The following is a 13384-nucleotide window of genomic DNA, read 5'->3' on the forward strand; positions in this document are numbered from 1 at the left end:
GGAATGACTCAGTTTCACCGCATCGCCGCCCTGCTGGCCCTGGCCTTTGTGCTCGGCGGTTGCACCAGCAAACCGGTTTACAACGCCAAGGAAGAGTTCTCGCCCAACCTCGGCTTCACCCAGCAACAGATGAGCCGCGCCATCGTCACCGCACTCAATGATCGCCAGTGGGTGGTGCAGTCGGTGCGCCCGGGCATGATCAAAGCGGCGATTACCGTACGCGGCCGTCACCACGCCGAAGTCGACATCCCGTTCAGCCCGACCTCGTTTGAAATCGACTACCGCAGCAGCTACGGCCTCGACGCCAAGGACGGCAAGATCCACGGCAACTACAACCGCTGGGTCAACCGCCTGCGCGACAACGTGCTCAAGGAACTGTCGATCAACCCGGACATCGAGTTCGTCAACGACTTGGGCATCGTCAAGCAAGGCGCCGACGAACCGACCTACCTGAGCTTTCGCGAGGGCGTCAAACGCGCCACCGACGCCGGCCTGCTCGACGGCAGCGTGAAGTTCTACCTGGCCGGCGAAACCCTGCCAAAACAGGTGCGCAAACTCGACACCGTCAGCAGCAGCCGCAAAACCAACGGCTCGAACAAATCCGACGCCGACGCCTGCTTCTGGGCCCTGCAGTCGGCTCTCGCCACCCTGCAGAACGCCGCGAAAAAAGCCGACGCCAACGCCGTGATCAACATCGCCAGCGTCGACCAGCGCGACCTGTACAAAGACACCGAGAAATTCCAGTGCCGCGCCGGCCTGGTGGTGTCGAGCGTGGCGTTGCGTGGGGATTTGGCCCACGTCGATTGATTGACAGTAGAAACGACAAAGGGCGCCTTACGGCGCCCTTTGCTATTCAGTTCAGCTCAAGTGCTGGCATGTAACTTCAAGCCCAACGCCTTCACCACTTTCAGAATCGTTCCAAACTCAGGATTTCCTTCACCTGACAGTGCACGGTAGAGACTTTCTCGAGACAGCCCGGCGTCACGTGCGACTTGGGTCATGCCTCGCGCTCTCGCAATGGTGCCCAGTGCCTTGGCGATAAAGGCAGGATCATCTCCAGCCTCCTCCATGCAGGCATCCAGATAATTGGCCATGTCCTCTTCTGTCTTGAGGTACTCGGCTGAGTCCCAACGAGTGAATTGTTCGGTCATGGGTTTTGCTCCTGCCAAGACTCCGCGATGAGCCTGGCTTGCTTGATATCTCGGGGTTGGCTGCTCTTGTCTCCACCACAAAGGAGGATGACCACTTGCCGACCTTGTTGCATGAAATAGACTCGATATCCGGGGCCATAGTCAATTCTGACTTCGCTGAGCCCCTCACCGACGGCTTTGACATCACCAAAATTCCCATCGGCCATACGATCAATGCGCACCTGAATACGCATCCTGGCGCGGCTGTCAGCCAGCTTCAAAAGCCAGCAGGAGAATGTTGAACTTCGAATAATCTCGGGCATGACCGAGAGTGTAGCCCTTGAGCTACACATGTACCAGACGGTTTTTTCTGCACCGACGTACGGTGTCTACACTCCATAAATCGTTGAATGCTGACTCGCAAAGTCAAGGAGATGACCATGCAAGTGAAAGCCCTGATCGCCGCCACGTTCCTCGGGCTATTGCCCAGCGCCAGCCACGCCACCAATCTGATGTACATGCCGTTCGAGACCGTGCTCTCGGATGCGATTCGCGCCGGGCGGCTGGATGGCAGTGTGAAGTTCTATCTGATCGGCAACGGGCCGCAGGGCACGCAGCAGTTGTTGCGGCGGGATGTGGTCAGTGATTTGCGCACCAACGGTTTCAACAAGAGCGATCACGACTCCTGCGAATGGGTGCTGCAGTCGAACCTGATCAAGTTGCAGGCCGACGCCAAGCGGGTCGGGGCGAATGCGGTGGTCAATATCGTCAGTTATTACGACCAGCATGTGCGCAAGGATTTGAATACTTATGAGTGCCGGGCCGGCGTGTTTGTGACGCGGGTGGCGTTGAAGGGGGATCTGGTGCTAACCGAGTAAATGCATAATCATTCATCAGCAGTGAACGGAAGCACCCGGTTTTTTATAAACAGCGAGGTATCCATCTGTCATGGGAGGCTGAATTTCTGGTGAAAGCCGCGGAAACCGTGCCTTGAGAGTCCGATTACCCACAGGGAATGTAAAATCGGTGCCGAAAGAAATATTAGGATTTATGCCTCCCCCTAAAGCAGAAGCTGGGGCTCTTCTGTCAGTCCTCGTATACTGGCCCTAAATGGGCCATTGGCTTTAGGGTTGACAAATGCCCTTGGCACCTCAATTCTCAGAAAGTTTTTGAACGCTAGTCATACCGTTTCCAATGACAAATCGTTTTTCTAGTTTAACTAGGATCTATTTAAATATAATGCCGACATCAGTTATAAAATCACCAGCTGATACTCAACCAAGCTTTATTAGCCTTTTCTCGGGTTGTGGTGGATTAGACATCGGATTTATGAACGCGGGATTTTCTCCTAAAGCAGCGTACGATATATGGCCGTTAGCTATTGAAAATTACAAAAAAAACTTAGGCGATCACGCACAAGTTCTAGATCTTTCTGATGGAAAAATACCATTCAATGGGAAGTGTGATGTGGTTTTGGCAGGGTCCCCATGCCAAGGTTTTTCAACGGTAGGAAAAAGAGACGTTAATGATCCAAGAAATCACCTGCTCCATTCGGCAGTAAAAATAGCTATAGATGCAGCTCCTAAGGTAATGATTTTTGAGAATGTGCCTGGGATATTACAAGGCTCCCACAAGGAACATTGGGATAATGCATGCAGTGCGATTTCTGCCGCTGGATATAGATACACGGGAATGACTATAGATTGCAGAGATATTGGAATTCCTCAAACACGTAAACGGGTGATACTAGTTGCGTGGAAAGAAAGCATCGAATGTTTACCAATCATTGCTCGTAGCACCCCAAAAACTTTGGCCTGCGTACTCTCTGACGCACACAAGCTACCTAATCATGAACCAAAGCTGTTAGTTGAAGACACACACGACTTCAAAATTGCAACCAGAATTCTTCCTGGTCAAAAGTTATGTAATGTTCGAGGAGCAGACGCCTCAGTTCATACTTGGAATATTCCAGAGGTATTTGGCGAGACTTCAAATGAAGAAAAAGAGGTCCTAATTGCGATTATGAGACTCCGCCGAAGAAACAGGATTCGCACTTATGGGGATGCTGACCCTGTCTCACTGGAAACTCTACAATCAGAACTAAACCGAAAAGCACTTAGAAATGTAAAATCCCTAATTAAGAAAGGATTTCTAAAGTCGGTTGGATCCCATATAGATCTCAGGCATACTTTCAACGGCAAGTACCGGCGAGCCACCTCAGATGGGGCGTCATTCACCGTCGACTCTAGGTTTGGTGATCCAAAGTGCTTTCTCCATCCAATAGAGAACCGTGGTTTTAGTGTTAGAGAGGCAGCTAGGATACAAGGCTTCCCAGACAGTTACATTTTCCATGGCACTATTGAAGATCAATTCAAACTAATTGCGAATGCAGTACCACCAAAAATGGGATTCGTAATCGGCGAAATGATTAGATCGGCTCTGGCATTAGGTGATAAGCATGAGCAATAGATTGCGAACTATAGAAAAACTTGAGCGTGAACTGCATATCACCGAAGACAGTCGCTCTATAAAAGCAAGCAAGCTAAGAAGCTTATATGAGACTTTAGCAATCCAGCTATTCCAACAATTCGAACCTACTAAGAAGGTATCTAACAGAATAAGCCGAGAATTCATGGTTCGGCTGAACGACTGGCTCGAGCTCTTTACAGATAATGAAGACCAATGGATCGCCTTTAAATCTGTTGAATACATTTTTTTTGCAGGCCACCAAGAATTCGAAGAATTATATCGATGTGCATTAGAAAACACTATTAAACCGTGGTTAGTCGACTTAGCAAATATTGATATATTTACAAAGGACTCAAACGCTCAATTAAATGCCGAATTACAATCTACTTGGCCATGCCCAGTAACCGACAGTTTGCGCATTAATGGTTTTCTGCACGTAACAGGATTAAAGGGGCAAAGTCTTCGTCCTGACTGGATTAGCATGAGAGCCTTCGCTAGCCCAGAGAAAATAAAGGAATACCAATTAAAGGAAGGTATAAAATACCTAGTACTTATTGAGGATTTCGTGGGATCTGGAGGACAAATAGCTAGAGCGGTAAACTATGCAGCAACTGTTTTCGACGGCCCAATAATAATTATACCACTAATAATCTGTGCGCCTGGGGATAGAAAACTTAAAGAAGTGCTAGCAAAAATAAAAAGAACTGACATCCATTATTCACCAGTAACCATATTAAGCGATGAGTGCTTAATTTCCGACAAACCTAACATAGGGGAGCCGAAATTTTTTACTCAGTTAAGAAGCGCTTTAAAACATGGCTACGATCGAATGCAATCTAAATTAGATGGCGAAGAGTATGGATGGAAGAAAACTGGTAGCCTAGTTGTCATGTACAGCAACTGCCCAAACAATACGCCTCCAATTTTCCATCATCAAACGAGCACTTGGAAACCATTATTTCCGCGCTCCGATCGAGAAGTCAAGGTGATGCCATGAACAGATTTGACAACCCATTTCACGATCTTTGGGTTACAGAAATCCTCGCTCCTACAGATTTTGTGAAAATGTTTAGCCCTTACGTAGTTACCTACTCAGAAGAGCTATTTGGCACAGGCAATGTTGTTATCAAAGGCCGCCAAGGAAGTGGCAAAAGTATGCTTCTTAGTCTTTTGAATACACGTACACGCATCGCTTACGCTCGAGCAAATGAAAAATATCCAGCCCCAACAAAATATAAAAACTTCATTGCAGCTGGAATTCACCTGATTCGTGATAATGCACGCATCGTAGCTTCTCGCCTTTCGGAATTACCCGAAGAACGCCGAAAAGATTGGGCCGCAACCACCTTTGCTGACTATATAAATTATCTTTTAGTAGAGGATTTATTACGCAACATCATATATCTAGCAGAGGAGCAAGCAAAGGATAACGTTATAAAGTCCGAAATCCCGATCACTTGGACAAAACAAACAAAAGCTAAATTAGCTGAATCAATCAAATCATCAGATGCATGGTTTGGATACTTTGATGACTGTACAACAATTGAGAACATCGAAGAAAAAATCTCAAGCAGACTGATTGAGTATAGAAAGTACTTTAACTTCAACGCCGATAAATTGAGCGAATCAGTTGAAACCAGCAGAACTAGAGTCGGAGAGCCCGCCGCAGTCTTAGCAGATAGCTTCCGCAACTCAGGAGTAATCCCTGAGAACACACTAGTTTTTCTAAGAATAGATCAGCACGAGGAACTCTTTGAACTTGAAAGATCCTCGGGATACTCCAATGTTTTTCGACAAGTTATAAATCAGGCTTTAGCAATGCGGGATGGAAGGGTCGCGTATAGAATAGGTACCAGACATTACGCATGGAATTCGGATGTGTCCGTATGGGGCAGTGGCGCGCATCTTGAAAACATGCGTGACTTCTCCACAATAGATATCGATGAGATGTTCAGACGCAAAGAGCAAAGTTCACAAGTGGCTGACTTTGGTGATTTTGCAGAGGACGTATTTAAAAGAAGATTAAGCACTTACGGATTCGAAATTGATATTGCAGAAAAGAGTCTATTAACCAAAGTCTTCGGCACTACACTATCACCTTCGCAAAGAGCTAAAGTTTACGTTAACAAAAAGCATTCGACACTGCAAATTCCAGAAAACTGGTCTAAAGAATGGAAGTTAGCGCTTGAAGAAATATGGAAAACCAACCCTTTGGAAGCAAAATTAGGGGAGATCTGGCTTCGTCAGAAAAAACAACAAAATGAAAAAACTTACAAACTAACTGACATATCTTCGGCGCTAAATTGGTCCAGCCGTACTTACTGGAAAAAGGAACGAAATGAGGCGGCCCTTATTCAGATAGCAGGAGATGCTAGGGAGATGCTAATCTGGAGTGGTCAAAGACATATAATTGACCTCTCCGGTTACAACATCTTGGCATTCATGACTATTTGCAGAGCAATTTGGGCAGCTTGGCTACGTAGCACCCCAGATGATGAGCTGGCGAAAACTTATATACCTAAAATTGAAATGGACAAACAAATTATAGGCATTAATGAAGCAAGTAGAATTTGGGCAGAGAAGCTAAAAGAAGGAACGGATGGAGACCGCAGACTTTTTTTCATAAATGCTTTGGGCTCATGGTTTTCTACTAAAATCAGAAGCGACAAGGCTCTCTCCAACCCGGGTCACAATGGAATATCTCTTTATAAGACCGAATTCGAAAAGCAGACGGAAATAACAGACTTGATTAGAAGCTGCCGAGACCATGGCGATCTAATTGAATCAGACCATACAACGAAACTGCCTGATGGAAAACCGCGCATGAAGTGGTATTTAAATCCACTTCTAAGCCCACACTTCAGAATACCCCACATTCGCACGAAAGAGCCTATATATACGTCCATTAGCGAGCTTGAAAATATATACAACGGAAAAACGTCTACCAGCTCAAAGATAAAAAACAACGATAGCAATCCTTTACAAACAGAGCTGAAATTTTAAGGACATTGATATGACACCTATTCATCCGTGGGGTAAGCTCGATTGGCTCATTTCCAAAATCGGAGTTAGAACATGGACGGGCGTTTTCTGCTCATCATTTGAACCTAGATGTCTAGCGGTCGCCGAATGGATATCAAAAAAAAATGAAAACCATCATTTCTGTATAAAAATAGATGATCCACAAAGTCGATTCACTGCAGAAATCACAAGAAAAACTGATGACAATGAAAAAGTCATCCGTGGACTATTGCGAAACAAAATTGACTTAACAACTCAAGACCTACTTGCTGGACCGGGAGCTTGGAATGAATTTGCTCAAAAAATCTCATCTACGAAAGACTGCTCTTTGTTATTCGACATTACCTGCATGCCAAAACGGGTATTTCTTTTCACTATAAAGCAACTACTAAAATCTTCTAACGTCAGAGACCTCGTAGTTTGTTACACCAGGCCTGCGGGCTACAAAGAAGGACAACTTACCGAAGACGCGTTGCCTCCATCAGCAATTCCAGGTTTTTCGAGAATAAAAGAAACAAGCGGCGACCCAATTACTATCGTAAGCGTTGGTTATATGGCGTTTAACTTAGGCGAGTTGCTAGAACAACAGAAAGGTAGAACAGCTAAATTTCTGTTTCCTTTCCCACCAGGCTCACCGGGTTTTAGAAGAAGTTGGCGACTGCTACACGACCTTTCTCAAGGCATGGATATGCAGACTGAAATTAAGCGAATAAACTCGATGGATATGTTCGCAACAGTCGATTGGCTGCGGAACATTCAGCAAGCAGCAAATGGAAATATTGATTTAATCCCACTTGGGCCAAAGCCTCACGCACTTGCAATGGGGTTAGCATTCCCCAAAATGGGAGAATCTGCCGAGATATCATATTCTCAACCGAGACTATACCATCCGGAGTATTCGCAAGGCATTTACAAAGATGACCAAGGTGTATCAGGCATAACAGCGTATTGTATAAGAAGAAATTACATCGATTTCGTTTAGATCGGAATTAATGTCACATTTTTTTATTCTGAGTACAATTTTCATGCACGCCTGGATATTGGGATAGTCCTGTTTTTTTAGTTAAAAGTTCGACAAACGCCTTGGCCATTGGCGATTTCTGATCCTTGCGCTGCACCAGCCACACCGCCGACACCGCCTCCGGATCGAGCAGCGGTCGATAGACCACACCGTCAATGCGCATCCGCTGATACGACGCCGGCAACACCGAAACCCCCAGCCCCGCTGCGACCAGTCCGATGATGGTCATCGCCTCACCGGCCTCCTGGGCGAAGTGCGGACTGAATCCGGCATCGCGCGCCAGACTGAGCAGTTGCGCATACAACCCGCTGCCATAGCTGCGTGGAAAGAACACGAACGGCTCCAGCGCCAGCGCCGAGAGGAACAAGCCTTCCTCGCTGCCCTGCGCCAACGGATGTTTGGAGCCGAGCACCGCCACCAGCGGCTCACGCATCAGCTCCACCACACTCAGCGAATCCGGCAGGCCCAGCGGGCGCATGATCCCGACTTCGATCGACTCATCCACCAGCGCGTCCGCGACCATGGTGCTGCTCATCTCCCGCAGGTTCAGGTGGACTGCCGGGAAACGCTGACGAAAAGCAAAAATCGCCTGGGGAATGGTCGAGTTGAACGGCGCCGACGAGGTGAAGCCAATCTTCAATTCGCCCAGTTCGCCGAGTTGTGCACGCCGGGCGACGTCCGCCGCTTTGTCGACCTGCGCCAGCACCAGCCGCGCCTCCTCCAGAAACAATCGCCCGGCCTCGCTCAGCTCGACCCGACGATTGGTGCGCTCGAACAACCGCGCGCCGACCTCTTGCTCCAGCGCCTGGATCTGCTGGCTCAGCGGTGGCTGAGAGATCCCCAGCACCTGTGCGGCGCGGCCGAAATGCAGTTCTTCGGCGACGGCGATGAAGTAGCGCAGATGACGCAATTCCATGGAAACCCCATTAGGTCGTTAAAGCTATCAAACAGGTCGAACAATATATTGGATAGAAACATTAGCCAGCTATATGATTTTTTCATTGCCTGCCTGGCCGTGCCCTCCGAGGTCTGATGTGAAAACCGCCGCCGCCCCTCTTGCCCATGAAGTTCCGCCTGCCGCGGCGGACGATGTCATCGCCGAGCTGCAGGAGATCTACATCGAAAAAGGCACGCCGATGTTCATGCGCACGGTGCTGGCGCTGTTCAGCGGCGGCTTCGCGACCTTCGCTTTGCTGTATTGCGTGCAGCCGATGATGCCGCTGCTGTCCCACGAGTATGGAATCAACGCGGCGCAGAGCAGCCTGATTCTGTCGGTAGCGACTGGCATGCTGGCCGTCGGGCTGTTGATCACCGGGCCGATCTCCGACCGGGTCGGACGCAAACCGGTGATGGTCGCGGCACTGTTCGCCGCCGCGTTGTGCACCATCGCCAGCTCGATGATGCCGAGCTGGCACGGCGTGCTGATCATGCGCGCGCTGATCGGGCTGTCGTTGAGCGGCCTGGCGGCCGTGGCAATGACTTACCTGAGTGAGGAAATCCATCCGCAGCACATCGGTCTGGCGATGGGCCTGTACATCGGCGGCAACGCGATTGGCGGGATGAGCGGGAGGTTGATCACCGGGGTGTTGATCGACTTTGTCAGTTGGCACACGGCAATGCTGGTAATCGGCGGTCTGGCATTGGTTGCGGCGGCAGTATTCTGGAAAATCCTCCCCGAATCGCGCAACTTCCGCTCACGCTCGCTGCACCCACGCAGCCTGCTCGATGGCTTCACCATGCACTTTCGCGACGCCGGCCTGCCGCTGCTGTTTCTTGAAGCGTTCGTGCTGATGGGCGCCTTCGTCACTCTGTTCAACTACATCGGTTATCGCCTGCTGGCCGCGCCGTACAACCTCGATCAGGTGTTCGTCGGTTTGCTGTCGGTGGTGTACCTGTCGGGCATCTACAGCTCGGCGAAGATCGGTTCGCTGGCGGACAAACTGGGGCGGCGCAAAGTGCTGTGGGCAACCATCGCGCTGATGTTCGCCGGCCTTGCGCTCACGATGTTTACGCCGCTGTTGCTGGTGATCGTCGGCATGCTGATCTTCACCTTCGGCTTCTTCGGCGCGCACTCGGTGGCGAGCAGCTGGATCGGCCGGCGTGCGACCAAGGCCAAGGGCCAGGCGTCGTCGTTGTATTTGTTCAGCTATTACGCCGGGTCGAGTATTGCCGGCACGGCTGGCGGGGTGTTCTGGCATCTCGGCGGGTGGAATGGCATCGGCCTGTTTATTGGCGCCCTGTTGATGATCGCGCTGTTGGTGGCGTTGAAACTGGCGAAGTTGCCGCCCCTCGGTGGCAGCGCTCCCGCTTGAGTCAGAACACCATTTTTTTCAGGATTCGGCGCCCACACATTTCGTGTTTGATAACGGCTGCGATGTGTAGCGCTACTTGAACCAGTAACATCACGCACGCCCAAACATGGATGACGAAGAACCGATCAATCCACTGTAGATCGTTCAGCGGCGCCGGAATAAGAACCAGATCAAATATATTGATCGGTCGATCCATCATTAATATTCCTGTGAGCAAGACAACCGCCGTCATCAGATAAATAGACTTATGCATCCAACTCGCCAGACGCTCCACAAAGGTCCTGTCCACCTCGCAAGTGGTGTGAGAGCCTCTGACAGAAACATACAATCTCAGTATAAATATCGGAATAAATAAAGCCGTCACCGAAACATTTATAAATCCGACTATCGATTTTGTTTCCGCTGCAACTTTAATGACTGACACATAGAAGCCAGACAACAGAGCCCATAAAATTACTGCCGCAGATATCCAGTGCAAAGCAATCTGGAGACGCGAATATCCCACCCTTTTCATTGCAACCATCCTGATAAACAAGTGGCGCCATTACAAGGCTCTTAATTATCAACGTCAACGAGAAAACAATTAACAGAAACTGCACAAAGTAAACAATCTTTACGAACAAGGTTTATTGCACGTTCAACTTAAACATACAAAAATCAATTACCGCCCGAACATTGCATTCGGGCGGTCGTGTCAAAATCTTACTCGTGATACTGCGCCGACAGTTCATGCACCGCGCGCAGGAACGCACCGGCGTGCTCTGGGTCGACTTCCGGAGTGATGCCATGACCCAGGTTGAACACGTGGCCACTGCCTTTGCCATAGCTGGCCAGAATACGACCGACTTCAGTGCGGATCGCTTCAGGTTTGGCGTAGAGCACGGTCGGGTCCATGTTGCCTTGCAGCGCGACCTTGTCGCCGACGCGGGCGCGGGCGTTGCCGATGTCGCAGGTCCAGTCCAGGCCCAGTGCGTCGGCGCCAGCGTCGGCGATGCTTTCCAGCCACAGGCCGCCGTTCTTGGTGAACAGGATCACCGGCACCTTGCGACCGTCGTGCTCGCGGATCAGGCCGCAGACGATTTTCTTCATGTACGCCAGGGAGAACTCCTGATACGCCGCCGCCGACAGGTTGCCGCCCCAGGTGTCGAAAATCTGCACCGCTTGCGCGCCGGCCTGGATCTGGCCGTTGAGGTACGAGGTCACCGACTGCGCCAGCTTGTCCAGCAGCAGGTGCATGACTTGCGGGTTGTCGTAGAGCATCGCCTTGGTTTTGCGGAAGTCTTTCGACGAGCCGCCTTCAACCATGTAAGTGGCGAGGGTCCACGGGCTGCCGGAGAAGCCGATCAGCGGCACACGACCATTCAGCTCGCGGCGAATGGTGCTGACCGCGTCCATCACATAGCCGAGATCCTTGTGTGGATCAGGGATCGGCAACGCTTCGATGTCGGCCAGGGTGCTGACGACTTTCTTGAAGCGCGGACCTTCACCGGTCTCGAAGTACAGGCCCTGGCCCATGGCATCGGGGATGGTGAGGATGTCGGAGAACAGGATCGCCGCGTCCAGTTGCGGGTAGCGGTCGAGCGGTTGCAACGTAACTTCGCAAGCGAATTCCGGATTCATGCACAGGCTCATGAAATCACCGGCCTGGGCACGGCTGGCGCGGTATTCAGGCAGGTAGCGGCCGGCCTGGCGCATCATCCACACCGGGGTGACGTCTACAGGTTGCTTGAGCAGGGCGCGGAGGAAACGGTCGTTCTTCAGGGCAGTCATGTCGGCATCCGGAAAAAAAGTGCGGGCATTTTCTCAGAGCGCGACGCAAAAGGCACGGATGCAGGTCAGCCTTTTGTCTATCGGGTCAATTTATTGCGTTGGAATACTGATTTTGCAACACCCCAAAACAACTGTAGGAGTGAGCCTGCTCGCGATAGCGGTGTTTCAGTCAATGCATCAGGGACTGATCTACCGTCATCGCGAGCAGGCTCACTCCTACAAGGTATTGCGTTGTTTGCTTAGACACCCAGGTAATCCAGGATCCCTTCAGCCGCATTACGGCCTTCGAAGATCGCCGTCACCACCAGGTCGGAACCGCGCACCATGTCGCCACCGGCGAAGATTTTCGGGTTGCTGGTCTGGTGCTTGTACTGTCCCTGCTCGGGCGCAACGACACGGCCCTGGCTGTCGGTCTGGATCTCGAACTGCTCGAACCACGGCGCCGGGCTCGGGCGGAAACCGAAAGCGATGACCACGGCGTCAGCCGGGATGATCTCTTCGGAACCCGGAATCGGCTCGGGGCTGCGACGGCCACGGGCGTCCGGTTCGCCGAGACGGGTCTCGACCACTTTCACGCCTTCGACCTTGTCCTCGCCAACGATGGCGATCGGCTGGCGGTTGTAGAGGAATTTCACGCCTTCTTCCTTGGCGTTCTTCACCTCTTTGCGCGAGCCGGGCATGTTCGCTTCGTCACGACGATAGGCGCAGGTCACCGACTTGGCGCCCTGGCGGATCGACGTGCGGTTGCAGTCCATCGCCGTGTCGCCGCCCCCAAGAACCACGACCTTCTTGCCTTTCATGTCGACGAAATCTTCCGGCGACTTTTCAAAGCCCAGGTTGCGGTTGACGTTGGCGATCAGGAAGTCCAGCGCGTCATAGACACCCGGCAGATCCTCACCGGCAAAACCGCCCTTCATGTAGGTGTAGGTGCCCATGCCCATGAACACGGCATCGTATTCGGCGAGCAGTTGCTCCATGGTCACGTCCTTGCCGACCTCGGTGTTGAGGCGGAATTCGATGCCCATGCCGGTGAAGACTTCGCGGCGATTGCTCAGCACGGTTTTCTCGAGCTTGAACTCGGGGATGCCGAAGGTCAGCAGACCGCCGATTTCCGGGTTCTTGTCGAACACCACCGGCGTCACGCCGCCGCGTACCAGCACGTCGGCACAACCGAGACCCGCCGGGCCTGCGCCGATGATCGCGACACGCTTGCCGGTCGGTTTGACCTTGGACATGTCCGGGCGCCAGCCCATGGCGAACGCGGTGTCGGTGATGTACTTCTCGACCGAACCGATGGTCACCGCGCCGAAGCCGTCGTTAAGGGTGCAGGCACCCTCGCACAGACGATCCTGCGGGCACACCCGGCCGCAGACTTCCGGCAGGGTGTTGGTCTGGTGCGACAGCTCGGCGGCCTGGAGGATGTTGCCCTCGGCCACCAGCTTCAGCCAGTTCGGAATGAAGTTGTGCACCGGGCACTTCCATTCGCAATACGGGTTGCCGCAACCCAGGCAGCGGTGGGCCTGGTCGGCCGACTGCTGGGGTTTGAACGGTTCGTAGATTTCCACGAACTCTTTCTTGCGTTGACGCAACAGTTTCTTCTTCGGATCCTTGCGCCCGACATCGATGAACTGGAAGTCGTTATTCAGACGTTCAGCCATTGT

At 51.5% G+C, this 13384-nt stretch carries 13 protein-coding genes; 7 read left to right on the forward strand and 6 right to left on the reverse strand.

Annotation, left to right across the window (positions count from 1 at the left end; translation table 11 throughout):
* Positions 1–3 precede the first annotated feature (3 nt).
* Positions 4–807 (forward strand): hypothetical protein, encoded by an 804-nt coding sequence (locus LVD08_RS22920; protein ID WP_027611326.1) that lies wholly within the window; start codon positions 4–6, stop codon positions 805–807.
* A gap of 56 nt (positions 808–863) precedes the next feature.
* On the opposite strand, the gene LVD08_RS22925 is transcribed toward LVD08_RS22920, so the two are convergent.
* The gene (locus LVD08_RS22925) at positions 864–1151 is read right to left on the reverse strand and encodes an addiction module antidote protein (protein ID WP_007943750.1); all 288 of its coding nucleotides are present in this window, start codon (positions 1149–1151) and stop codon (positions 864–866) included.
* The gene (locus LVD08_RS22930) at positions 1148–1453 is read right to left on the reverse strand and encodes a type II toxin-antitoxin system RelE/ParE family toxin (RefSeq protein WP_247269338.1); all 306 of its coding nucleotides are present in this window, start codon (positions 1451–1453) and stop codon (positions 1148–1150) included. Before LVD08_RS22930 ends, LVD08_RS22925 begins: the two co-directional genes overlap by 4 nt.
* A 117-nt stretch (positions 1454–1570) precedes the next feature.
* Here LVD08_RS22930 and LVD08_RS22935 point away from each other — a divergent pair, with 117 nt between their 5' ends.
* From LVD08_RS22935 to LVD08_RS22955, 5 genes are all read left to right on the forward strand, one after another.
* On the forward strand, positions 1571–2008 hold the full coding sequence (locus tag LVD08_RS22935; RefSeq protein WP_247269339.1) for an excinuclease: 438 nt from the start codon (positions 1571–1573) through the stop codon (positions 2006–2008).
* A gap of 361 nt (positions 2009–2369) precedes the next feature.
* Entirely contained in the window at positions 2370–3599 is a 1230-nt protein-coding gene (locus LVD08_RS22940) for a DNA cytosine methyltransferase (protein ID WP_247269340.1), read from the forward strand.
* Complete coding sequence (locus LVD08_RS22945) at positions 3589–4596, forward strand: phosphoribosyltransferase-like protein (RefSeq protein WP_247269341.1); 1008 nt, start codon at positions 3589–3591, stop codon at positions 4594–4596. Before LVD08_RS22940 ends, LVD08_RS22945 begins: the two co-directional genes overlap by 11 nt.
* Complete coding sequence (locus LVD08_RS22950; RefSeq protein WP_247269342.1) at positions 4593–6602, forward strand: ORC-CDC6 family AAA ATPase; 2010 nt, start codon at positions 4593–4595, stop codon at positions 6600–6602. Before LVD08_RS22945 ends, LVD08_RS22950 begins: the two co-directional genes overlap by 4 nt.
* Before the next feature lie 10 nt (positions 6603–6612).
* Positions 6613–7602 carry a hypothetical protein gene (locus LVD08_RS22955; RefSeq protein WP_247269343.1) on the forward strand — a complete coding sequence of 330 codons (990 nt, stop codon included), beginning with the start codon at positions 6613–6615 and terminating at the stop codon, positions 7600–7602.
* A gap of 13 nt (positions 7603–7615) precedes the next feature.
* Here LVD08_RS22955 and LVD08_RS22960 read toward each other — a convergent pair whose 3' ends face one another.
* Complete coding sequence (locus LVD08_RS22960) at positions 7616–8557, reverse strand: LysR family transcriptional regulator (protein WP_247269344.1); 942 nt, start codon at positions 8555–8557, stop codon at positions 7616–7618.
* 178 nt (positions 8558–8735) lie between these two features.
* Here LVD08_RS22960 and LVD08_RS22965 point away from each other — a divergent pair, with 178 nt between their 5' ends.
* A complete protein-coding gene (locus LVD08_RS22965; protein ID WP_412103650.1) occupies positions 8736–9953 on the forward strand; it encodes an MFS transporter in 1218 nt (405 codons plus the stop codon).
* 1 nt (position 9954) lies between these two features.
* Here the strand turns inward: LVD08_RS22965 and LVD08_RS22970 are convergent, their stop codons facing one another.
* From LVD08_RS22970 to LVD08_RS22980, 3 genes are all read right to left on the reverse strand, one after another.
* Complete coding sequence (locus tag LVD08_RS22970) at positions 9955–10467, reverse strand: cytochrome b (RefSeq protein WP_027611321.1); 513 nt, start codon at positions 10465–10467, stop codon at positions 9955–9957.
* Between the two features lie 188 nt (positions 10468–10655).
* Complete coding sequence (hemE, locus tag LVD08_RS22975) at positions 10656–11723, reverse strand: uroporphyrinogen decarboxylase (protein WP_247269345.1); 1068 nt, start codon at positions 11721–11723, stop codon at positions 10656–10658.
* Between the two features lie 239 nt (positions 11724–11962).
* Positions 11963–13381 (reverse strand): FAD-dependent oxidoreductase, encoded by a 1419-nt coding sequence (locus tag LVD08_RS22980; RefSeq protein ID WP_007909438.1) that lies wholly within the window; start codon positions 13379–13381, stop codon positions 11963–11965.
* Positions 13382–13384 lie beyond the last annotated feature (3 nt).

It is taken from the genome of Pseudomonas sp. YL2, from assembly GCF_023063025.1.
GTDB classification, from domain to species: domain Bacteria; phylum Pseudomonadota; class Gammaproteobacteria; order Pseudomonadales; family Pseudomonadaceae; genus Aquipseudomonas; species Aquipseudomonas putida_A.